We start from the raw sequence: 22,020 nt of genomic DNA, 5'->3' as shown, positions 1-22,020 counted from the left end.
ACATGGAGGAAAATTTGATTTTAGAGGGGCTTCTCTCAATGGTTACTGAACTGAAAGAGAAGCAGGAAGCACAGGTAACGCCAGCCAGTCGGGAGGAAACTCTCGAAAGGCTGAACGCAATCGAACAGGCATTGTCGGAACTGCACAGTAACCCGGCTGTTCCCGAAAAGGATTTACAAGCTATCCAAAGCCAGCTTGACGAGATAAGGAACAGGATGCAAGGTCAGCAGAAACATATCGAGGACACCAAGAAAATAGTATTGGAAACCTATCGTTGTTTCAAGGTAATGATTGATGCTTTGGGCTCTTGCAAGACGGATAAAGAGGAAGCTGCACCCTTACCGTTCTATCAGCGGATTTACAACAAGGTCGCTTCTTGGATTCGTCCGGGATTGTTTCTTTTTTCGGCAGTGCTGGTTATCTGTTTCGCTTCCATATTCTTGAATGTCCGTTTGGCTGAACGTATGCAGCAGTTGCAGGACAACGATATGAAATACCGCTATTTGCTGATGCAAGGACAGGCAGACGGGGAAACTCTTGATATGCTGGAAAACAAGTTCAAGTGGCAACGGGATAACGGTTTTATCCGAAGTCTGACCGATTCAGTGATGGATTTTGAATACCGCATCCAAAGGCAGGTGGAAACACTGGAACGTGCAAGGCTGTTGAACGAGCAAGCCGAACAGCTAAAGGAGGAAGCCGATAAGTTGGGCAAGCCATAAACCAAAGCAAAGCCGGAGCAAAACCGCTCCGGCTTTTTTAATTCACTTCTTTTTCTTCGTGCAGTGTTCTTTCTCAAACTGGCGTAAGGTTGTAACACTAAACCGCTCCTTGATGAATTCCCGAACATCGGAAGCCTTGTAATATACTTTTCCGCTGATTGTGAAGTACGGCAGCGCACCGATAGCCCGGTAGCGTTGCAGGGTCTTGATACTTACTTTGAACAGCAGGCACAAGTCCTGATTATCCAATAGGTTGTCATCTTCGGGCAGTACCCTGTCGGCATTGCGCAGTACCCGTACATCTTTGCAGAGTTCTTCCAGTTTGGCATACAGCTTCTGCATCCATTCACCAAATTCGTCATTCTCTATATACATAATTGCTTCATGTTTCAGATTATACATTCTTATTTGTCAATCGATTGATGAAGCAAAGTTCTAAAAACGGATGCAAAGAAATTACAGGGGAACTAATGGAGTCCCCTATAAATAAATCATAAGTTGCTGATTATCTATATCCTTTCTTATCATGTTCATTTTTGATTAGGTTTGCCAGTCCATTAAGAAATTCGGTGAGTTTGCCCGGCTTCCGTTTTATCACGTCCTCATGTTTTTGGTGGCAGTCGCTTATCTTGATGTTAAACAACCATTCAAAACCTTTGGATAAATCCACCAAATAGGCAGGCTTTCCGTTCTGATAAACGATGTCTTTGGAGAGGAACAGACCGCTTATCATTTCCATGATGTCGATAAGAGCTGTTTTGTCTGCAAGAAAAAGAGGAGAAAGAGCTTGTTTATTAATGCGTTGTTGTAGCTGTTCCGGGTATTTGATGCGCCATTCAACAAGGCGTATTTCGGTGTTTAAAAGTTCTATCGCTTCATCAATTAGATGCAAAGAGGGTATTTTTTTCTTGCTCAAACCGTGTGCGATACGATTTAAGACGATACAAGCCAAAAGAAAAATAGCGGAGTAGTACGCTATAATCCTGTTCGTTAATACTGAAATCAGTTACGTGGGTAGCCAATTCATTGATAGCTTCTGTTAGTTCATTTGCAGAAACTTTGCATTGTGAGTATTCCGACAATAGGCGGAAAAATCTCTGTTCTAATAAATTCTTAACCATTAGGCAATAAATTACACAAAATAAAATCCAACCCTAACCTTAAAAAGTCAAGATTGGATTTTGCAAACAATAGTATTTTAAATCTCAAATTTGATATTATTCAAACGTTCTACCGCTTCCGGGTCATAATGGGAATAGAAAGCCGTTTGGTCTTTATCCAATGACTTGATTTGGTTCATGTCATCATCGGAAAGCCGGAAATCGAAAATGTCGAAGTTCTGTTGCATACGTTCCTTGTGCAAGGATTTGGGAATACAGACAATCCCCCTTTGGATAAGCCAGCGTAAGGCAACTTGAGGTATTGATTTTCCATATTTCTCTCCTATGTTTTTTAGAGTATCGTTTTGGAAGAAGCCGTTTTTCCCTTCTACAAATGCTCCCCAAGATTGAAGCTGTACACCTTTGCTTTGCATTAGCTTTTGGTATTCGTTGTGCTGCCAAAATATATGTGTTTCTATTTGATTGACGGCAGGAACTATTCTATTATGCTGAACCAAATCAACAAGACGGTCAGGGAAGAAATTGCATACCCCGATGGCACGTATTTTACCATCTTCATAAAGTTCTTCTAAAGCTCTCCATGCACCATAATAATCTCCCAGCGGTTTATGGATAAGGTAAAGGTCAAGATAGTCTAATCCCAATCGTTCGAGTGAACCGTAGAATGCACGTTTCGCACTGTCATAGCCAGCATCTTGAATCCAAAGTTTGGTAGTTATAAACAGTTCTTTGCGTGGAATATCACTATTCCTAATAGCTTCTCCAACAGCTTTTTCATTCATGTATGCCGCAGCTGTATCAATCAGTCGATAACCGACTTTTAGGGCATCTGTAACACATCTTTCGCAATCTTCGGGGGCAATCTGATAGACACCGAATCCCAATAAAGGCATTTCAACCCCGTTGTTTAATTTTGTAAACTCCATAATTTTAATTATTTGATTTGTAATTACTTGAAAAAATGGTGATAAACGATAATAATGTGAAGATGAAGCCGATTAGCATGGCTGTGTGGCAAATAGCAACCATATCTGCTGTATGGGTTGTACAAGCCACCATCACAGAAAGCCCGACAGAGCATCCTATCTGATGTGCCGCATTGACCACCCCGGATGCCGCTCCTGAATCTTCAGGTCGTACTTCCTGTATTCCAAGATTTGTAAGAGGGCTCATCACCAATCCTTGCCCAAATCCAATCAACATCATCGGTATGCCTATTCCCAGCCAATAACTACTTGTAGTATTTAAATAAAGCATGCCTATAAATCCGGTTAGCATCAGTACAAATCCCCCGAACAGAGTTTTTTTATTTCCCCAGTGTCTTACTGCCCGTGGAACCTCTATTGCTCCCCAAAAAGTAAATAGAGTTAAAGGAAAAAACGCAATACCCACCCATAAGGGTGAAAACATAAAAACCTCTTGTAGATATTCAGACACGAAGAAATAAAACCCCATCATAGCTCCGGCAAATAATATGCGGGCTATGTTGGCACGAGTGCGGGACTTGTTGAACAGGCGCAAAGGCATAATGGGGGCTGTGGCTTTTGATTCAATCCACATGAACAGAAAAAGGGAAATGCAGGAAACTATCAGCCATAGCCATATATTGCTCGCCCCATTAACGGCATAGACAAAGCTGAAAATGCCTATGACGGAAGCAATCGTTCCACAAATGTCAAAATACCCCTTGGAATGTTTTTGCTTATTTTTGTTAAGCACTTTCATTGAAACAATAAGCATGAACACAATAAGTGGAAGATAAATAAAAAATCCATATCTCCAAGAAAAGAAACTGGCTAAAGTTCCGCCTATAACCAAACCTATGCACATACCCAAACCAGAAATAGAACTGTACCACGCTATTGCTTTTATACGTTCTTCGCCAGTGAAGTAGTCCATAATCAAAGCCAGTGAAGTAGGTGCGAGAATAGAAGCCCCCACGCCTTGAATAAATCGGGAGAAAATCAATATTGTTGCAGATGTAGCGATTCCTGCAAATAATGAACCAATTCCAAAAAGTAAAAGAGACAGGTTCAAGATACCTCGCCTGCCGAAAGCATCACTCAATCGCCCGCCCAATAACATGAAACATCCCCAAGCCAATACATATGAATTCTGCACCCATGACAATACAGATTGGTTTAAATCCAAATCTTTAGCCATGTTCTCCAATCCTGTAATGACTATCGCCCCATTGATGGCAGTTGCCAAATAGCTTAACAATACAATGGTCAATATGAATTTCTTTTTTATCTCCATATTCTTATTCTTTTTTCGGGTGCAAAATTAGGATGTATCAGGCTTGTGGTCGGTGCAAATACTACGGATAGAATTATAAATTTTATCGGTACAAGGTGGAAATTCTATATTTCAATACCTGTATTGACTGGAAATAAATACCTTTGCTTTAGAATTTTGCAATAAACGATGATGAAAATAACAGAAATAAAGAATATACGGCAATATTGTGATATGATTGGGGCGGAAACATTACATCCATTGGTCAATGTCGTGGATTTCGCAGCACTTCCACCTATCCGTTATATCAATTTGCATCGGAGAGCAGAGTATTATGCCATTTATTTAAAAGAAAGCAAGCATACGGCTTTAAGGTATGGGCATAGCGTGTACGACTATGAAGAAGGTACACTCGTTTTCATAGCTCCCGGTCAGGTGGTCGGTTCAGAAGAAGATGGTGAATATCATCAAGTAAAAGGGTATGCGTTACTGTTCCACCCTGATTTGCTGCAAGGAACTGAATTGGCACAGAACATGAGGCGTTATTCTTATTTCTCTTACGACATTCACGAAGCATTGCACCTGACGGAGCAGGAAAGGCTGATTCTTGTAGATTGCCTGATACACATACAAAACGAATTGCAGCATTATGATGAGCAAAGCAAATATTTGATTACTGACTACATTAAGTTGGTTCTTGATTTTTGCGTTCGCTTTTACGACAGGCAATTCAAGACACGGACAATAGAGAATCATAATGTCTTGGCTCGGATGGAAAAATTGCTTGATGATTATTTCCTTTCTTCCTTGCCTGTGCAGAAAGGATTGCCTACCGTGCAATACTGTGCCGATAAGCTATGCCTTTCCGCTAATTATTTGGGCGACCTTGTCCGAAAAGTGACCGGAGTCTCAGCTTTGAAACATATTCATCGCAAAACATTGGAAATAGTAAAGTTGCGATTAGATGACCAGTCCAAATCTATTAATCAGATTTCAGAAGAGTTAGGCTTCTCTTCTCCGCAACACTTTAATAATTGGTTCAAAAAAATGGAAGGAAAAACGCCCAATGAATATAGGATACAGGGACATTAAAAAGATTAGTTGAATGAGTTTAGTTTATTCTTTTGTCTATATATCCAAAACGGACTAAACCTATTTCTATTGACAGCAAAGTATGTATGCTGGCGAAAAGAAAAAAAATAGTATTTTTCTTTTCGCCAGTTTTACTTTTATGGTTAGGGGGCATTTGTTACCTTTGCACATGAAGCCCACCACAAAGCGATTTCTTCGTTTTTTTTGTTACTATTTTGTTACCCACTGTTAGTAATATGTGGGCTTTTGTTTTGATAATCAATATTATATTCTGTCATATATATAATATGTGGCAAAATGTTTTTAACAGTTACCAGTTGTGGAAGAAAAGAAAGAATGAGATAAATCTATACCAAGTTTAATAGTGTTTCCAATCTTCAATGTTGCAATTAGATTGGAAATCATTGGTAAAACTCCACTTATAAAGAAGCGTAACCTGCTCTTTATAAGTGAAGTTTTTAAATAGCCTTTTCATATATTATCAAGGTGTTTTATTATTCGGCAAGGATTACCCACCGCTACGCAATTTTCGGGAATTGAGCGAGTAACTATACTGCCAGCACCAATCACGCTATTTTTGCCAATAGTGACACCTGGCAATAAAATTGCACCGCCGCCAATCCAAACATTATCTTCTATTGTGATTGGTTTTGAATAAGTGCGGCAGAAACAACCGGAGATTTTCTTGTTTTCGGGAGTGTTAGTACGTCCGGCAACATCGGTCGTGTGTGTGGCGGTATAAATTTTAACATCTGATGCGATGAGCACGTTGTTGCCAATGTTAATGCAGTTGTTATCTACAAATGTACAGTTCATATTGATTATGACATCACTACCACAATGTATATTAATGCCGTATTCACAGTGGAAATCAATATCGATATGTACATTATCACCTATTGAACCCAATAATTCATTCATAATTTTTTTACGTTCGCTTGTGTTTTCCATATCTGTGTTATTAAGACTTCGGAGAAGTCGCTTGCAACGATACGTTATCTGTAACATTTCCGGGTCGGCGGTGAAGAAATCACCGTCCATACATTTTTGATACTCTGTTTTCATACTATAATGAATTTATAAGTTAGTATTATTTAACTATGTCTTCTTTAAAAAACAGTGTAACACAAGATTTAATGTCTATGCGGTTTTTGATGCTTATTTTTTAATATCATTTATAACCAATCTGAATTGCGCATAAATCGGCATAGTTTTATTTTAAATCAGCTATGATACGCTGGCTTTCTGTTCGAATATATGTATATTTGCGGAAATACACAATATTAATTATGCGGAATTATGCTGAAAGAAGAAAGACATCGGTACATTATAGACCGGATAAACAGAGATAGCCGAATTTATGTCACAGCCTTGAGTGAGGAACTAAAGGTATCTGACGATACGTTAAGGCGAGACCTTGTAGAATTAGAAAATTTAGGCTTGCTTACCAAAGTACATGGCGGGGCTGTTGCCAAGTCTGATATATCCATAAAATTTTTAGAAAGGTTGAATACATCCACTTCCATTAAACAAGAAATGGCTGCAAAGTTAGTTCCTTTATTTAAGGAAGGTGATGTAATATTGATAGACGGAGGTACATCAAACCTTGAGGTAATGCGTCAGTTACCAAAAGACAAAAATTTTACGGTATATACCAACTGTTTGCCTATAGCCAGCGAGGTATCCAGCTATCCTAAAGTAGATTTGGTACTTTTAGGAGGAACGGTGTTTTCTTCTTCCCAAACAACGATAGGAGTATCAGTATTTCAGATGGTACAATCCATCTATCCGGATTGGGTCATTGTAGGTGTAAGTGACATTCATCCTCAAAAGGGATTGACTACATCAGATAGAGAGGAAGCTGTCATTAAGCGTTGTATGCTTAAGCAAGGAGGTAAACGGGTCATACTTGCAACAGGTGAGAAACTGAATACTGCAAGAAATTATCATGTTGCTTCTTTGGCTGAAATAGATTACATTGTTACGGAAAATAGTAAAGTAGATTATATTAAACAACATTGGCCTTCTTATACGTATCAAGTCCTATAAGTTTAGTCCGTTCTTTTGTTTATATATCTAAAACGAACTAAACCTATTTCTATAGACACCAAAATATTTTTAACAGTTACCAGCTTTGGAAAAAGAGGAAGAATGATCCTATTCCTTCGCCATCCAGAAATTAGTGAGAGATAGTTGATTGGCTTTGCGCTTTTGCTCTTTCTCTACTATATAACCTCTTTTTTCAAAGAATGGACGGGCTGTTAAACTAACTTCTGATGTGATTCGCTTGATCCCAGTTGCGGTTGCATGCTGTTCTATCTCATTTAGAAGCATTGTGGCAATGCCTTTGCCTTGGAAATCCTTATGGACAAACATGGAATGTAAATATCCCTGTGTCGTAATGGATGAAAAACCGACAATTTGTGCCTGCCGGTTAGTTGCCACAATAAAATAATGTGTCCGGATCATTTCTTTTATACGGGAAAGATCGTTTCCGCAAGATGCCCAATCTTCCACTTCCGCCTGTGAATAATCACGCTTGTTGATTGTGAGGACTGTCTCTCGGAATAAATCTCTGAGTTCAGAGGCATCAGACAGCTCGGCTGTCCTGGTTGTAAAATCTGTTTTCATACATTCTTTTATCATCGGAATACTCATAATTCCCTGATTAAACGATCCTTCTTTGACCTTTTTGAATCCCACGTGTTTGTAAAATGCTTCTCCATATGTTGAGGAGTTGACCGTTATTTTTGTGAAGTCACAATCATTCATCATATGATTGAAAAGCGATTTCCCTATTCCTTTCCGGTGATATTTCGGTAGGATGAAAAAGAGTGATATGTGTTGTCTTTTTCTATTGAGACCGATGACTCCTATCAATAGATTGTTATCAAAAGCCCCATATAGATCAAGTTCATTCATTAATGATGTGTCGTAGATGAAACTTTTGAAGGTTTCGATACCTTCTTGTGTAAAGTCGCTGATACCACATTCCATACAGACTTTATAGGATAAATCTGCGGCATTGTTGTACTCCTCTTTTGCTAATTTCCGTATCATACTAATGTCTTTAAGTAAGATTTGCAAATATAATCATTTCATTTTTTATTTTGTTATTTTTGTGTCTGAGTAGGAACGTAATAGGTTTCAGCTATCATACGGAATTTAAAAGAAAAAGCGATGAATGTAGAAGAATTTAGAGAGTATTGTTTGTCTTTTAAAGGAGTGCAGGAGAAGATGCCTTTCCTGGATGTGGCAGACCAATACAGCAGGGATGTGCTTTGCTTCTATGTCGGGAGCAAATGGTTTTGTTTTGTCAACATAGAGGTGTTCGATTTCTGTTGTTTGAAATGCGAGCCGGAGAGGAACCTTGAACTGCAAGAAACTTATCAGGGGATAAAGCCGGGATGGCATATGAATAAGCGGCATTGGATGAGTGTTCACTTTAATCAGGATGTTCCCGACAATATGGTCAAGGAACTTGTGCGGCAATCTTATGATATCGTTTATCGTACCCTTTCCAAGAAGGAGAAGGAATTGATGTAAGGCATGTGATCTTTAGCGATTCTTTCAGTCGCAGGTCGGGGTCAGCAAAAGTTCGTAGTCTGCGACATCCAGCCAGCGATCGAACTTTAAGCCGACCTTTTTGAAGTGGGAAACCTGTTTGAATCCAAGTTTTTCATGCAAGATGTTACTGGCTTCGTTTCCTTCCGTGATGCAGGCGATCAGGGCTCGGTAACCATTTTCGCGACATGCTCCGATCAATTTTTTCATCAGGAGCATCCCGATTCCTTTTCCGGTGTGTCCGGGAGACAAATAAACAGTCGTTTCCAGCGTATAGCGGTAAGCGGAACGTTCTTTCCACGTATGGGCATAACAATAGCCGGTGATTTCCTGGTTCTCCTCGTAGACGAAATAAGGAAAACGAGAGGATATTTCCGCAATCCGGGTACGCATTTCCTCTTCCAATACCGGTTCTGTGTCGAAAGTTGCTACACTCTGCAATACATATTCGTTGTAAATATTCGTGATTGCCTTCGCATCCTGGAGTTCTACTTGTCTGATCATATCCTTTTAATCTTGTATTCTTGCCGCAAAAATAAAGTATTGGTAGGAAAATAATCCCTATTTTTGTAGAATAATTGATATTGATATGAGATTAAGCAACGAGTGGTTTACCGCTCTTTCAGAGAATGAATCCGGACAACTGGTCACCGTTTCCGGTCGTGATGAATTGACCGAATTTATTCAGTCGGGCAAGTTTAAGGAACGGGTGGAAATCACCTGGAAATATAAAGGTGACGACAAAGGAATGCCTTCCGAAGCACTTGCCGAAAAGATGGAGGAGGTGCAGGAAGTTCTGCGTAAGGCGATGGAAAAGGATAAGCTATCGATCCTGACCGGCGTTTATACCGGAGGCGAAGAGAGGATATGGGTCTATTATACCCGCACCGTCCGCGTCTTTGGTGAACGGTTGAACGAAGCCTTGGCTCCGTTTGAAATGTTGCCGCTCTCTATCTATACGGAGGTGGACCCCGAGTGGGAGGAATATCTGGATATGTATGAGATGAAGGAGTGGGCTATTGAATGATGTCTTGCCTGTACGGAAAAAATTGAGGGACTATCCCGATGTCGAGTATGTGCGTGCAAAATCCCGTCATTCTGGGTTTCGAATTAGTTTAGGCCCTGAATGGCGGGATATTTATTTTTGTGCAGGCTGTTTATTGTGCCAATAGGTAGCTTTTGAATGTCTCGAAATCCTTTCTCATCCCGACGCTTTGCTTTTCTCCTTGCATAAAGGCTTTCAGTTTGGCAGGGATTTCGATGTCGGCATCCAGTATTTGGTCTACCGTCTCTTTGAATTTTGCAGGGTGGGCGGTTTCAAGGAACAAACCTGTTTCGTCCGGAGCCAGCCCGTTTTCGATCAACGCCTGATAACCGCAAGCGCCGTGCGGGTCCAGTATATAACTTGTTTCGTCGTAAACCTGCTTCATGGTAGCCCCGATCTCTTCATCCGTGAAACGGTAACCGCTGACCAGTTGGATGATTTTCGCGTGCGGATTGCCATTCTTCCCGTACAAGTCCAGGATACGTGCGAAATTACTCGGATCGCCGACATCCATAGCATTGGCGATGGTCGGTACGGAAGGACGCGGTGTGTAGACACCTGTACGCAGATATTCCAGGAATACATCGTTGCGGTTGTTGGCAGCCACGAAGCGTTTGATCGGCAGTCCCATCCGGTGTGCGAACAATCCGGCTGTGATATTGCCGAAGTTTCCGCTGGGAACAGATACAACGAGTTCGTCCGCTTTACCCATCTTGTCCAATTGTGCATACGCGTTGAAGTAGTAGAAAGATTGCGGCAGGAAACGTGCTACATTGATGGAGTTGGCGGATGTCAACTTCATGTGGCGGTTCAACTCTTCGTCCATAAAGGCAGACTTGACTAATGCCTGGCAGTCGTCGAAGGTTCCGTCTACTTCCAGAGCTGTGATGTTTTGTCCAAGCGTAGTGAACTGGCATTCCTGGATCGGACTCACTTTCCCTTTCGGATAGAGTACATACACGTGAATGCCTGGTACGCCGAGAAAGCCGTTTGCAACGGCACTCCCCGTATCACCGGAAGTGGCCACTAATACGTTTACCTGCTTCAATCCTTCTTTTTTGATGAAATAACCTAACAGACGAGCCATGAAACGCCCCCCTACATCCTTGAAAGCTAAAGTCGGGCCGTGGAAAAGTTCAAGGCTGTAGATATTATCGCGTACAGGGACGACCGGTGTTTCGAACGACAGTGTGTCCCGGACGATTGCATCGAGCGTTTCCGGTTCTATATCTTCTCCGAAGAAAGCCCGTGCTACTGTACAGGCGATTTCATGGAACGATTTGTTTTTAAGATCGGAGATCGTATCCTTGTCCAAAGGCCGGATGTGTTCCGGCATATATAAACCTTTGTCACCGGCAAGACCTTTTACGACGGCTTCTTCCAGTGAGGCAAGCGGAGCTTGTTTGTTCGTGCTGTAATATTTCATAATAATTCTTTTATAAATTCGTTTTTTTCTAAAATGCCATATTTCCCTTTCAGTACAGAGAACTCGTCGAAACGTGTCACACTGTCAGGGGCCTGTCCCGGCTTATAGATCAGGAAAGGGACGGGAGTGTTTGTATGCGTGCGGATGGCACAAGGAGTCGGATGGTCGGGCAGGACGGCAATCGCTACCGGTTCATCCCATTTCTGCAACTCTTCGAAGATGATGCCGATGGCCCGTTTGTCCAAATTCTCGATAGTCCGGATTTTCAGATCGATATCTCCTTCGTGTCCGGCTTCGTCGCTGGCTTCAACATGAAGATAGACGAAGTCATTTGTTTTCAGTGCTTCCAGGGCGGCACGCGCCTTCCCTTCGTAGTTTGTATCGTAAAGTCCGGTAGCCCCTTCCACATCGATTACTTTCAGGCCGGCATAAACACCTATGCCCCGTATCAGATCGACGGCCGAGATGACGGAACCTTGCTTGAAGCCATACATTTCCTGCATGGTCTGCATAGCCGGACGATATCCTGGCGACCAGGGCCATATGCTGTTTGCCGGGTCTTTGCCGACAGCAATGCGCCGGAGGTTGACGGGGTGATCTTTCAGTATCTCCTGCGATTTCAGGATCAGGTCATTCAGCAGATCGGCCGTTTCCTGTGCTTCGGGAATTTCCGGTTTGATCATCAGGGGGAGGAAAGGATGGAGAGGCACATCGTGCGGGGGAGTGCAATCCAGGCGTTTGTTGCCTCCTTTCACTACTAACAGGTGGCGGTAAGACACACCGGTATGGAAATGTACGCGGTCAGACCCTAACTGCTCATTCAGGAAGCGGATCAGCTCGTCTGCTTCCTCCGTGGTGATATGGCCGGATGAATGGTTCTTCAGGATATCGCCCTCCACGCAGATCAAGTTGCATCGCATGGCCATTTCACCCGGTTTCAGGTCATATCCGATACTGGCCGCTTCCAGCACGCCCCGTCCTTCGTAGACGGTCGGGAGGTCGTAGCCCAGTACTGCCATGTTTGCTACTTCGCTTCCCGGATGGAAACCGTCGGCAACGGTCTTCATGCGTCCGGTAACGCCTATTTCGGCCAGTTTGTCCATATAGGGAGTGTCCGCATATTGCATTGGTGTCTTGCCGCCCAAAGCCTCTATCGGCTCGTCGGCCATACCGTCTCCCAGGATGATGATGCTTTTCATAATTATCTTCTAATAATTGTAAATTGTCAATTATCAATTGTTTAACGGATATTCGCAATCGATATGATGTCGGCGAAGACTCCGGCCGCCGTGACATCGGCACCGGCTCCATAGCCTTTGATGATCATCGGATACTCGTGGTATCGTTCAGTAGAGATCATGATGATGTTGTTACTGCCTTCCAGTTCGTAGAACGGGTGGTGGGCATCGACTTCCTGCAAACCGACTTCGCAGATACCGTTTTCCATTTTGGCAACAAAACGGAAGCGCTTGTCTTCCGCTTCCAGTTGTTGACGCTTTTCTTCGAACCGGGCATCCAGGCCTTGTATGTTGCGCCAGAAATCATCCAGCGAACCTTCGAAATAACTTTCGGGAATGAAAAGGTTGCGTTTCACATCTTCCTGCTCCACCTTATAACCGGCTTCGCGTGCCAGGATCACTAATTTGCGTATCACGTCCTTTCCGCTTAGGTCGATACGAGGGTCTGGTTCAGAATATCCTTCTTCTTTCGCCATCATGATTGCTTTGCTGAAGGGAATGTCCGCACTTAACGTATTGAAGATATAGTTGAGCGTGCCGGAAAGGACAGCTTCCAGTTTTAGGATATGGTCGCCACTGTTGATCAGATCGTTCATCGTATTGATGATCGGTAGCCCAGCTCCGACGTTCGTTTCGAAGAGGAACTTGATACCTCGGTGACGGGCCGTCTCTTTCAGTTTGATATAGTTCTCGTATGAAGAAGAAGCGGCGATCTTGTTCGCGGCAACGACTGAGACGTTGTTGTTCAGTAATTCTTCGTAAAGGTCGGATACCGCCTGATTAGCCGTGCAATCCACGAACACTGAGTTAAAAATATTCATCTTCAGGATCTCTTCTTTCAGATGTTCGGGCGAACTTTCCTGTCCGTTTTTTTTCAGTTCATCAATACAGGTTTCCAGGTTCAGCCCTTCGCGACAGAAGATGGCATGCTTGCTGTTGGCTATGCCGACAACATTCAGTTTCAGCCCGTTCTGCTGCATCAGTTTCGGCTGCTGGATGCGAATTTGTTCCAACAGGTTGCCTCCGACCGTACCGATTCCGGCGATGAAGAGGTTCAGCACCTTGTATTGGGAAAGAAAAAAGGAATCATGGATCGAGTTCAATGCCTTGCGCAGGTATTTCAACTTGATGACGAAGGAAATGTTTGTTTCGGAAGCCCCCTGTGCACAGGCGATCACGCTGATACCTGCGCTACCCAGTGTCCCGAACAACTTACCGGCGATACCCGGAGTGCGTTTCATGTTTTCGCCTACGATAGCGACGGTTGCCAGGTCTTTTTCCGCTACCGTGTCACTCATGTCGCCCTGGGCGCGTTCAAGTGCGAACTCTTCGTCCAGGACTTTGACTGCCAGGTCTGCGTCTGCATTCCGGACGGCAAATGTCGTATTGTTTTCCGAACTGGCCTGCGAGACCATGAACACACTGATACCGTTCTTTGCCAATGTTTTGAAAATACGGTAGTTGACACCGATAACACCTACCATGCCCAACCCTTGAACCGTGATCAGGCAGGTGTCGTTGATGGACGAGATCCCTTTGATGATAGCTTTGCTGTCATCCTGCACCCGTTCTTTGGAAATATAAGTTCCCCTTGCAGTCGGGTTGAAGGTGTTCAAGATGCGGATCGGTATGTTTTTGTGATAAACCGGATAGATCGTAGGAGGATAAATCACTTTCGCGCCGAAGTTACATAATTCCATCGCTTCCGTAAAGGTTAACCGGTCGATGACGTAGGCCGAACTGATCACACGCGGATCGGCTGTCATGAAGCCGTCCACATCCGTCCAGATCTCCAGCCGGCGTGCACCTAAAGCCGTCGCCAGAATGGAGGCGGTGTAGTCGGATCCGCCTCGCCCGAGGTTGGTCACTTCTCCTTCTTTGCTGGAAGAGATGAAACCGGGAACCAGCGAGACTTTGGGCAGCGGGTTGAATGCCTCTTCAATCAGTTTGTTTGTCAATTCGAAATCGACGATATGCTTGTTGAACTGCTTGACCGTCTTGATGAATTTGCGCGAGTCGAACAGTTTGGCCTCGTTTATCACGTTCGAAACGATCAGCGAGGAGATGCGTTCTCCGTAGCTGACGATCGTGTCGGAAGTTTTGGCCGACAGGTCGTTGATGAGGTACACACCTTTGTAAATATTACCCAGTTCGTCGAGCAAAGCCATCACTTGCTTTTGCACTTCGATCCGCTTTGTTTTGTCGGGGATAACACCTTGTATGACATCGAGATGGCGGGTTACGATTTCGGAAAACTCTCTTTCGTAGGCTACATCTCCGTTTGTTGCCATCGAGGCTGTCTTCAGCAGTTTGTCCGTGATCCCTCCTAAGGCGGATACTACGACGATTACAGGCTCTTCAATGGCCTCTACTATCTTCTTTACACTCAGAATGCTATCCACGGAACCTACGGATGTTCCGCCGAATTTCAATACTTTCATCGATATGTATTTATTTAGTTGACAATCGGCGATCGACAATCGGCAGTTTAAAAACAAGACTGCATGCCGATTTGAGAATGTCAGTTATTTACTAATTATTGATTGATTTGAAAAAAAGAAACGCAAGTGCAATGTGAGAATTGCAACAAAGCGGGACGTGGTCTCCGCACTTGTTTATTTGTATATGCTAAACCCCCCAAGGGGTCATTGTCAGTGCCCAGGTATGATATGTGAAACCTGTTAATGTCATTTGCGATTTTCCTTGTGTTTATATTTACGTCGGCAATATTACGCATTATTTTTCAAATGCAAGCATTTTTTTAGCTGAAAGTTGAAATTTGATAGAAAAAAGTTCAATATCACGCCAAAAAGAAGGACGTAGTTCTAACAGGACTTGGCGAGACGATGTTTCAGTCGGTTTCCCCACAAGAAAACTTATCTACAAAGGCATAAAAAATATCGAAGTGCCTACTAATTCTTTAATCAGTGGCGCCGATTATATAATCAGTGCCAGCAATTATATAATCACAACCACTGATTACAAAATCACTGGTGCCGATTACAGAATTAGTAGGTATTTAAGAAAGAATTATTCGGAACGAAAAAGTTTTTTCTCCATAGAAATAAGAAATTGTTGCTTCTGAATTTAGTGCGGTTGTCCTGAAAAGGTATAGACTCGGTAGAAAAAAAGTCCGGAAACAGCGGCTCCGACAGTTTTGTGGTTTTACAATCTGAATATTTTTTAGCCTTTTCGATTAAAAAATATATTATTTTAGTTTGATTGATTATAAAATTAATATATTTGCGTCTATTAGTGTGTCGAATACAATGTCCTGTTAGAACTACGTCCTTTAATTGGGGATCATTAATGCTTTCCATACCTTAATTAAAAGGAAACGTTTTTATGGGTCAATGTAGCTCTACTTGAATGTATTATTTAAATCTATTGATTATGAAGAGGTTCTTTTGGATTCTTTTTGTAATGTCCTTATGGGGGCATTTGCTGTTAGCACAGGAAAAGACAGTGTCTGGTATCGTAATTTCTACCGAAGACGGCTTGCCGATGATTGGAGTGGCTGTCGTAGACAAGCAGACGATGAATGGCGTAACCACCAACGAAAAAGGAGAATTTTCGATGACCGTTTCTCCCCGTACGAAAACACTGCATCTCTCTTACTTGGGGTATAAGACGAAAGAAGTTTCCATTACCGGCCGTAGCATGAAGATCGAAATGGAGCCGGACATGGTAGCGATCGACGAGGTGATGGTGGTTGCCTACGGTACAGGAAAGAAATCGACCTTTACAGGATCGGCCAGTGTAGTCAAGAAAGAATCGCTGGAAAAAATCAAAGCCTCCAATGTAACCCAGGCTTTGCAGGGGCAGAGTAGCGGTGTGCAGGTGTTGAACAATTCTGGTGAACCGGGCGAAGATGCAACGATCATGATCCGTGGTATCGGTTCCATGAACGCATCCAGTTCTCCGCTTTATGTGGTCGATGGAACAGCCTATGACGGTTACCTGAATGCTATCAACCCGAACGATATCGAGTCCATGACTATTCTGAAAGATGCTTCGGCTACTGCTTTGTACGGTTCTCGTGCTGCTAATGGGGTTGTGATGATCACAACGCGTAAGGGTTCAAGTGAGAAAGGGCAGATCAATTTCCGTTCGACTTGGGGCTTCTCTTCTTTGGCTGTAGGATTGCCGGATCAACTTTCACCGGACCAACTATCACAATTAACTTGGCGTGCTTTGTATAATGGTTATCTGGATTCAGGTTATCAAGATGAAGATTCCCGTTCCTATGCGTCTTATTATGTGATGGGCGAATTCGGTAATAATCCTTATAGTATCGATATGCCGGTCGGGACAGATGGCAAGATGGATCCTAATGCCAAATTGAATTATTGGGGAGATTGGAGAAATGCTTTGTTGAAATCCCGTTTGCGTCAGGAATATACGATAGACTTCAGCGGTAAGAATAAAAAAGCCGACTACTTTATATCAGCTGGTTACTTGAATGATAAAGGTGTATTTTCTATCCAGCGTTTCGAACGCTATTCTACACGTGCAAACTTGAACTATAGTGTAAATAAATGGTTGAAGGTAGGAACCAACATCAGTTTGTCTCATAGTGTGCGCGAAGGGTCTGCTGGTGATCAGACTGTATGGCTTTTGCGTACGATGCCGACATTGTATCCTATTTATGAATGGGACGGAGCGACAAATGCCTATAGATTGGATAAGAATGGCAACCGTATTTTTGACTATGGAAACTATCGTACATCTTGGAGCGGAACCAACCCACTGGCTGATGATACCTATAACAAGGCCCCTTGGACACATGATGATGTTTCCAATCGTACCTATTTTGAAATAACATTCATTCCGGGCTTGAAATGGCGTACCAATTTCAGTGTGGATTTTTATCAATATAACTATGATGGTTATGTAAACAGCGAGTATGGTTTCGCAGCCGGTTACAAAGGGTCTGCTACTAAGGAAAGTGACCGGAATTTGTCTTACACGATCAATAACCTGTTGACTTACGAGAAATCTATAGGAGATCATTCTTTGTCCGTGTTGTTGGGACAGGAGGCTTATTCTTTGGAGTATAAACTGTTGTCTGCATCCAAGCAGGGATTCCCTTTTCCTGGTGTTACGGAGATCGGTTCGGCTGCCGTTATGAGTAGTATGAATTCTTATACCGACAAATATCGTTTGTTAAGTTGGTTGAGTCGTGTCGAGTATGACTATAAAGATCGTTACTACATTTCCGGTAGTTTTCGTACAGACGGTTCTTCCCGTTTTCATCCCGATAATCGTTGGGGGCAATTCTGGTCTTTAGGTGGTTCATGGAGAATATCCAATGAAGAATTTATGAAACCTTATAGTTCCTGGTTGGACAATTTGAAACTGAAGGCCAGTTATGGTGCTGTCGGTAATGATAATTTGGGAACTTATTATGCTTATCAAGGTTTGTATGCGACAGGTATGAATAACTATCGGGACCCGGGTGTTATGGTTAGCCGTTTGTCAAACAAGGAGTTGAAATGGGAGACGAATTTGCAGTTCAATGTCGGGTTGGATTTTGCAGTGTTTAATAAGCTGAGCGGTAGTGTCGAATGGTTCAGCCGTAAATCTAAAGATCTGTTGTTTACATTACCGATGGCTCCATCTACCGGTATGAGCGGTATTGACCGTAATATTGGTGACGTTAAGAATCAGGGTGTTGAATTCTCTTTGAATTATGCTGCCATATCCAATAAAAATTTTAAATGGACCATCGATTTGAACGGAACGTCTTATAAGAACCGTATAACTAAGTTGCCACAGGCCGAAATCAACTCGGGTGTTTTCAAATGGCGTGAAGGCGAATCCCGCTATAATTTCTGGGGAATCGAGTATGCTGGTGTGAATCCCGAAACCGGAAACGACCAGTATTGGAAAACGATTTACGAAACAAACGACAAAGGAGAAAAAGTCGTGAAGGAACGGGTAAAGACTGAAAATTATAATGAGGTGACAAGTGATAGCCAGCAGAAATACTTGGGTGATGCTATTCCAAAATTGTTCGGGGGCTTTACCAATAATTTTTCATATAAAGGTATCGATCTTTCTTTCATGATCTATTATAGTATCGGTGGCAAGTTGTATGATAGTGACTACGCACAATCCATGTATTACCGGAGAGGCTATAGCATGCACCCGGATATGTTGGATTCTTGGACTCCGGAAAATCCGAATGCCGAGTTCCCTCGTTTAACTAATTATTATAATTATGCGAATTATATGAGTTCCTATACTTCCAAATTTATTTTCAATAACTCTTTTGCGAGGTTAAGAAACGTGACGTTGGGATATACGTTGCCTAAAAACTTCACGAAAAAGTTCCAGGTTAATTCATTACGCCTGTTCGTGCAGGGTGATAACTTGGTTACGATTGGTAGTGCTGCCCGTCGTGGTACGGACCCGGAACAAAGTATATCTGGTACGACTGCCAATCGGTTCCCGGTAACAAAGTCCGTTTCATTCGGTTTGCAGCTTAATTTGTAAGAAGTCTAATTAATAAATGATGAAGAATATGAAATCAAAGAACTATATATTATCGGTTTTGGCTACAGGTCTCATGGCAGGAAGTTTGGTTTCCTGTAGTGATTTTTTGGATACGAAACCATCGACATCTGTCGATGATACGGATGTCTTCCAAACGACTTCCGGAGCACAGTCCGCTTTGAATGGTTGTTATTATCAAATGCGTGCGTATGGTAGCGGGGGAGCTAATCGAGGTGACGACTATGGTATACCTTCTATCCAGATGATTTCGGACATGTGTGGTGAAGATGTGATGAGCAATGGCGGAGGTTGGTATAGCTTTGTTTATAATTATTGGGGAGAAACGCAGGCCAATATCTTCCGTACGGATCAGTTGTGGACCTTCCATTACCGGTTGATTAATAATTTGAACTCTGTAATCACTTATGTCGACGATTCGGAAGGTGAAGACATTGATAAGCAATATATCAAGGGGCAGGCTTTAGCTTTGCGAGGATGGGCTTATTTTGATTTGGCCCGTTTATATCAGCAGACTTATGCTATCGCTAAAGATATGCCGGGAGTACCTATTTATACGGAACCGACTATAGATGGCACACAAGGAAAACCGCGTGGAACCTTAGAAGAAACCTATCAGCAAATTTTATCCGATTTGACGACTGCCGAACCGATGTTGGAGGGTTTTGTGCGCAGTTCCAGTTATCCGAACGTATTTGATCAAACGGTTGTACAAGGTGTTTTGTCTCAGGTTTATCAAGTAATGAATAACTGGGCTAAATCGGAAGAATATGCTAAAAAAGTGTTGGCGGCTTATCCTTTGACAACAGCGGAAGAATATGCAAACGGGTTTAACGATCATCTGACTAAATCTTGGATTTGGGGTATCAAGCAGACGGAAGAACAAAATATGGGTGACTATTCTCCTTTTGCCATGTGGTATAACGGAGATCGTAAGTGCTGGACTTTTGCTTGTTTTATCCTTTCCGATCAGTTTGTTGATTTATTTGATGAAGGTGATATACGTTTCAAGCAGTTCGAACGTTGGGCGGCAGGATCAGGTGAAACAAAAAAAGAATTTTGGATCTCCCATAAATTCCGAGACAATGAGGATTGTCGTGGATCGATGGTTGTCATGCGTTCCGACGAAATGTTGCTGAATGCAGCGGAAGCTTGTGCACATCAGGGAAAAGATGCGGAAGCGAAAGCACTACTGTGGGAACTGCAGGATCTACGTAATGCTAAACGTACGGAAGCGAGTGGTGGCGAACTGATCGAAGCCATTTTGAAAGAAAGAAGAAAGGAACTTTATGGAGAAGGTTTTTCTTTGTTTGATATGCTTCGAACACAGAAGGGGCTGGAACGAACCGGTAATCATTTGGATTGGGGCGGTTTGATTACATTCCCAGCTAATTCATGGCGATTTATTTTCCAGTTGCCGGGAGCTGAAATGAAGAACAACAAATCTTTGGTTGATGAAATCTGGCCTGCTGGTGACCAGAATCCGTTTGATGGAGTTTATGAACCGTAAAATTGATAGAAATGGACTGTTGAGAGAGGTGATATTGTCAATCAAAATGGCAATATCACCTCTATTGCTGTTAAAAAGATTAGAAAGAGTGGGACTATCCGGCGGCAATGTTTTGAGATATCCAAACCGTCTTATTGTATAATACTGTTTAGTTAACAATAAAATACTTCCTTTGCGAATAGTTGCAAATTCCGGTTCTTTATAGAGAAAAAAGGATTTCCCATCATGAGGTGCGCAGTTTTTCGTCACGAAAACGGTCGTCATTGCCGTGAGTTGTCGGAAGCGTGCATCGTGAAGACGGTTGTCGTGGCAACGAAAGCCGTCGTTGCAGTGATGAAGACAATCGTTATGCCGATAAAAGGGCAAATTCCTTTTGGAATATTCAGGCCGATATCGACTTTCGTTTGCTACAGACGATTCTCCGGAAGTTCTGCTTTTCCACAATGTCAGGATTTTCTATTTTTTAGTAACAAAGGAATTCCGTTTTTCTATTTCCTGCCGGTCTCGTTTTATCAACTGCTTATTAGTCCTGATTTGAAAGAGGAAAACGTCAGATATGAATCATCCAAGATTTCATACCAAATAGAAAAATGTTCTAATAAGGGTTATTGTCTGCTTTTATAACCTGTTTTTCTTTCTCTATGTCTTCCCTGCTTTTGCTCTGTGTCACGAGGTAAACACCTATAAAGACCAGGATTGCCGACAGGAATTTCTGCCAGGAAAAGGTGTCTTGGCCGATCATGACGGCGATGAACGAGGCAACGATCGGCTGCGCATAGTTATACATGCTGACCGTTGTCGGGCGGATTCGCTTCAAAGACATCGGGATGAGCAGGTAGGGGAGGAACGTCGCTCCGAAGAGGACATAGAAGATCGCACTCAGCTCCTTGAAATCCCAAACTTCCCGGTGGAAAGCAGGAGCGTCGAGCACATGCCGGAAGGTGAAGGGAACCAGCGTCAGCGTCGTAAATAGAAACATCCATTTCATCATCGTGACTGATGAATAGCGCAAGGAGAGCGGCTTCGACAGAACCAGGTAGATGGCGTACATTAACCCGCTGACAATCATCATCACGTCACCGTCGAGGCTACTGATACTGTCGGCGGTATGCGTGGAACTGAAGACCAACAACAGACCCCCACTGACTCCCATGAAGACCCCGAACGATTTCTTTCGGGTGATCGGCTCCTTCAGGATGACGGCGGCCAACAGCAGGACGAAGATCGGTACGGCGGTGGCGATGATGGAGGCGTCGACAGGAGAAGAGCGGTTTAGCCCGACGATAAATAACCCTTGGTTGATCCCTACTCCGCAAAGAGCACAGACAAAAAGCATCCCTAAGTCTTTCAACGGCACTTTCTCTTTTACCGTGAAAAGAGACACGATCCAGAACATCACGCAGGCGAAAGCCATGCGCATGATCGTAAGACCTTCGGGGGGAACGTGCGTCGGCAGCAGATATTTGGATATCGGCATGTTGACGGCAAACAGGATATTGGTTATCAATATCAGGATGTGACCTTTCAGTTTCTCGCTGTTCATAACAA

Annotated in this window: 19 protein-coding genes and 1 pseudogene; 7 read left to right on the top strand and 13 right to left on the bottom strand. The window is 42.9% G+C overall.

Translation table 11 applies throughout. From position 1 onward, the window contains the following. The first annotated feature begins 2 nt into the window (after positions 1-2). Complete coding sequence (locus NQ564_RS08315) at positions 3-722, top strand: hypothetical protein (protein ID WP_008147935.1); 720 nt, start codon at positions 3-5, stop codon at positions 720-722. Between the two features lie 42 nt (positions 723-764). Here the strand turns inward: NQ564_RS08315 and NQ564_RS08310 are convergent, their stop codons facing one another. From NQ564_RS08310 to NQ564_RS08290, 5 genes are all read right to left on the bottom strand, one after another. Then, the gene (locus NQ564_RS08310; protein ID WP_008776959.1) at positions 765-1,097 is read right to left on the bottom strand and encodes a helix-turn-helix domain-containing protein; all 333 of its coding nucleotides are present in this window, start codon (positions 1,095-1,097) and stop codon (positions 765-767) included. A gap of 130 nt (positions 1,098-1,227) precedes the next feature. Then, a complete protein-coding gene (locus NQ564_RS08305) occupies positions 1,228-1,623 on the bottom strand; it encodes an RteC domain-containing protein (RefSeq protein WP_039848101.1) in 396 nt (131 codons plus the stop codon). After that, positions 1,601-1,843 (bottom strand): hypothetical protein, encoded by a 243-nt coding sequence (locus NQ564_RS08300; protein WP_008147932.1) that lies wholly within the window; start codon positions 1,841-1,843, stop codon positions 1,601-1,603. The genes NQ564_RS08305 and NQ564_RS08300 overlap by 23 nt, the downstream gene beginning before the upstream one ends. Positions 1,844-1,920: 77 nt before the next feature. Then, the gene (locus NQ564_RS08295) at positions 1,921-2,769 is read right to left on the bottom strand and encodes an aldo/keto reductase (RefSeq protein WP_008147931.1); all 849 of its coding nucleotides are present in this window, start codon (positions 2,767-2,769) and stop codon (positions 1,921-1,923) included. A gap of 4 nt (positions 2,770-2,773) precedes the next feature. Next, positions 2,774-4,102: an MFS transporter gene (locus NQ564_RS08290; RefSeq protein WP_008147930.1), complete on the bottom strand. Its 1,329-nt coding sequence runs from the start codon at positions 4,100-4,102 to the stop codon at positions 2,774-2,776. A gap of 168 nt (positions 4,103-4,270) precedes the next feature. On the opposite strand from NQ564_RS08290, the gene NQ564_RS08285 reads away from it, so the two are divergent. Continuing rightward, on the top strand, positions 4,271-5,173 hold the full coding sequence (locus tag NQ564_RS08285) for a helix-turn-helix domain-containing protein (protein ID WP_008147928.1): 903 nt from the start codon (positions 4,271-4,273) through the stop codon (positions 5,171-5,173). A gap of 471 nt (positions 5,174-5,644) precedes the next feature. On the opposite strand, the gene NQ564_RS08280 is transcribed toward NQ564_RS08285, so the two are convergent. Then, positions 5,645-6,238: a sugar O-acetyltransferase gene (locus NQ564_RS08280; protein ID WP_008147923.1), complete on the bottom strand. Its 594-nt coding sequence runs from the start codon at positions 6,236-6,238 to the stop codon at positions 5,645-5,647. Positions 6,239-6,472: 234 nt separating this feature from the next. On the opposite strand from NQ564_RS08280, the gene NQ564_RS08275 reads away from it, so the two are divergent. Continuing rightward, positions 6,473-7,222, top strand: coding sequence for a DeoR/GlpR family DNA-binding transcription regulator (locus NQ564_RS08275; protein ID WP_008147921.1), 750 nt, complete (start codon positions 6,473-6,475; stop codon positions 7,220-7,222). A gap of 108 nt (positions 7,223-7,330) precedes the next feature. Here NQ564_RS08275 and NQ564_RS19345 read toward each other — a convergent pair whose 3' ends face one another. Further along, entirely contained in the window at positions 7,331-7,804 is a 474-nt protein-coding gene (locus tag NQ564_RS19345; protein WP_036607477.1) for a GNAT family N-acetyltransferase, read from the bottom strand. Positions 7,805-7,816: 12 nt separating this feature from the next. After that, positions 7,817-8,233, bottom strand: a pseudogene (locus NQ564_RS19340) (GNAT family N-acetyltransferase); the annotation flags it as partial. Between the two features lie 120 nt (positions 8,234-8,353). On the opposite strand from NQ564_RS19340, the gene NQ564_RS08265 reads away from it, so the two are divergent. Continuing rightward, positions 8,354-8,719, top strand: coding sequence for an MmcQ/YjbR family DNA-binding protein (locus NQ564_RS08265; RefSeq protein ID WP_008147917.1), 366 nt, complete (start codon positions 8,354-8,356; stop codon positions 8,717-8,719). A 24-nt stretch (positions 8,720-8,743) separates the two neighbouring features. On the opposite strand, the gene NQ564_RS08260 is transcribed toward NQ564_RS08265, so the two are convergent. Further along, positions 8,744-9,241: a GNAT family N-acetyltransferase gene (locus NQ564_RS08260; protein ID WP_008147914.1), complete on the bottom strand. Its 498-nt coding sequence runs from the start codon at positions 9,239-9,241 to the stop codon at positions 8,744-8,746. An 85-nt stretch (positions 9,242-9,326) separates the two neighbouring features. Between NQ564_RS08260 and NQ564_RS08255 the strand changes: the two genes are divergently transcribed. Beyond that, positions 9,327-9,764, top strand: coding sequence for a DUF695 domain-containing protein (locus NQ564_RS08255; RefSeq protein ID WP_008147912.1), 438 nt, complete (start codon positions 9,327-9,329; stop codon positions 9,762-9,764). 130 nt (positions 9,765-9,894) lie between these two features. Here the strand turns inward: NQ564_RS08255 and thrC are convergent, their stop codons facing one another. Genes thrC through thrA form a run of 3 tightly spaced genes read right to left on the bottom strand, consistent with a single transcriptional unit; the run spans position 9,895 to position 14,887 of the window. Then, entirely contained in the window at positions 9,895-11,208 is a 1,314-nt protein-coding gene (gene thrC, locus NQ564_RS08250) for a threonine synthase (RefSeq protein ID WP_008147909.1), read from the bottom strand. Continuing rightward, a complete protein-coding gene (locus NQ564_RS08245) occupies positions 11,205-12,407 on the bottom strand; it encodes a cofactor-independent phosphoglycerate mutase (RefSeq protein WP_227963246.1) in 1,203 nt (400 codons plus the stop codon). Before NQ564_RS08245 ends, thrC begins: the two co-directional genes overlap by 4 nt. Before the next feature lie 41 nt (positions 12,408-12,448). Beyond that, positions 12,449-14,887: a bifunctional aspartate kinase/homoserine dehydrogenase I gene (gene thrA / locus NQ564_RS08240; RefSeq protein WP_008155602.1), complete on the bottom strand. Its 2,439-nt coding sequence runs from the start codon at positions 14,885-14,887 to the stop codon at positions 12,449-12,451. Between the two features lie 952 nt (positions 14,888-15,839). Between thrA and NQ564_RS08235 the strand changes: the two genes are divergently transcribed. After that, the gene (locus tag NQ564_RS08235) at positions 15,840-18,944 is read left to right on the top strand and encodes a SusC/RagA family TonB-linked outer membrane protein (protein WP_008155603.1); all 3,105 of its coding nucleotides are present in this window, start codon (positions 15,840-15,842) and stop codon (positions 18,942-18,944) included. 28 nt (positions 18,945-18,972) lie between these two features. After that, positions 18,973-20,472: a RagB/SusD family nutrient uptake outer membrane protein gene (locus NQ564_RS08230; RefSeq protein ID WP_008155604.1), complete on the top strand. Its 1,500-nt coding sequence runs from the start codon at positions 18,973-18,975 to the stop codon at positions 20,470-20,472. A gap of 595 nt (positions 20,473-21,067) precedes the next feature. Here the strand turns inward: NQ564_RS08230 and NQ564_RS08225 are convergent. After that, positions 21,068-22,015 (bottom strand): DMT family transporter, encoded by a 948-nt coding sequence (locus NQ564_RS08225; protein ID WP_227963245.1) that lies wholly within the window; start codon positions 22,013-22,015, stop codon positions 21,068-21,070. Between the last annotated feature and the right edge of the window lie 5 nt (positions 22,016-22,020).

The organism is Parabacteroides johnsonii DSM 18315, assembly GCF_025151045.1.
In the GTDB taxonomy this organism is placed as follows: domain Bacteria; phylum Bacteroidota; class Bacteroidia; order Bacteroidales; family Tannerellaceae; genus Parabacteroides; species Parabacteroides johnsonii.
This window is presented reverse-complemented; position numbering and strand designations above follow the sequence as displayed.

Bases quoted from the DNA above. Each gene is read 5' to 3' on its own strand.
- NQ564_RS08290 (WP_008147930.1), bottom strand. From the start codon at position 4,102: ATGGAGATAAAAAAGAAATTCATATTGACCATTGTATTGTTAAGCTAT.
- NQ564_RS08260 (WP_008147914.1), bottom strand. From the start codon at position 9,241: ATGATCAGACAAGTAGAACTCCAGGATGCGAAGGCAATCACGAATATT.
- NQ564_RS08280 (WP_008147923.1), bottom strand. From the start codon at position 6,238: ATGAAAACAGAGTATCAAAAATGTATGGACGGTGATTTCTTCACCGCC.
- NQ564_RS08230 (WP_008155604.1), top strand. From the start codon at position 18,973: ATGAAATCAAAGAACTATATATTATCGGTTTTGGCTACAGGTCTCATG.
- NQ564_RS08295 (WP_008147931.1), bottom strand. From the start codon at position 2,769: ATGGAGTTTACAAAATTAAACAACGGGGTTGAAATGCCTTTATTGGGA.
- NQ564_RS08285 (WP_008147928.1), top strand. From the start codon at position 4,271: ATGATGAAAATAACAGAAATAAAGAATATACGGCAATATTGTGATATG.
- NQ564_RS08245 (WP_227963246.1), bottom strand. From the start codon at position 12,407: ATGAAAAGCATCATCATCCTGGGAGACGGTATGGCCGACGAGCCGATA.
- NQ564_RS08300 (WP_008147932.1), bottom strand. From the start codon at position 1,843: ATGGTTAAGAATTTATTAGAACAGAGATTTTTCCGCCTATTGTCGGAA.
- NQ564_RS08225 (WP_227963245.1), bottom strand. From the start codon at position 22,015: ATGAACAGCGAGAAACTGAAAGGTCACATCCTGATATTGATAACCAAT.
- NQ564_RS08255 (WP_008147912.1), top strand. From the start codon at position 9,327: ATGAGATTAAGCAACGAGTGGTTTACCGCTCTTTCAGAGAATGAATCC.
- thrA (WP_008155602.1), bottom strand. From the start codon at position 14,887: ATGAAAGTATTGAAATTCGGCGGAACATCCGTAGGTTCCGTGGATAGC.
- NQ564_RS08265 (WP_008147917.1), top strand. From the start codon at position 8,354: ATGAATGTAGAAGAATTTAGAGAGTATTGTTTGTCTTTTAAAGGAGTG.
- NQ564_RS08235 (WP_008155603.1), top strand. From the start codon at position 15,840: ATGAAGAGGTTCTTTTGGATTCTTTTTGTAATGTCCTTATGGGGGCAT.
- NQ564_RS08310 (WP_008776959.1), bottom strand. From the start codon at position 1,097: ATGTATATAGAGAATGACGAATTTGGTGAATGGATGCAGAAGCTGTAT.
- NQ564_RS08315 (WP_008147935.1), top strand. From the start codon at position 3: ATGGAGGAAAATTTGATTTTAGAGGGGCTTCTCTCAATGGTTACTGAA.
- NQ564_RS08275 (WP_008147921.1), top strand. From the start codon at position 6,473: ATGCTGAAAGAAGAAAGACATCGGTACATTATAGACCGGATAAACAGA.
- thrC (WP_008147909.1), bottom strand. From the start codon at position 11,208: ATGAAATATTACAGCACGAACAAACAAGCTCCGCTTGCCTCACTGGAA.
- NQ564_RS19345 (WP_036607477.1), bottom strand. From the start codon at position 7,804: ATGAAAACAGATTTTACAACCAGGACAGCCGAGCTGTCTGATGCCTCT.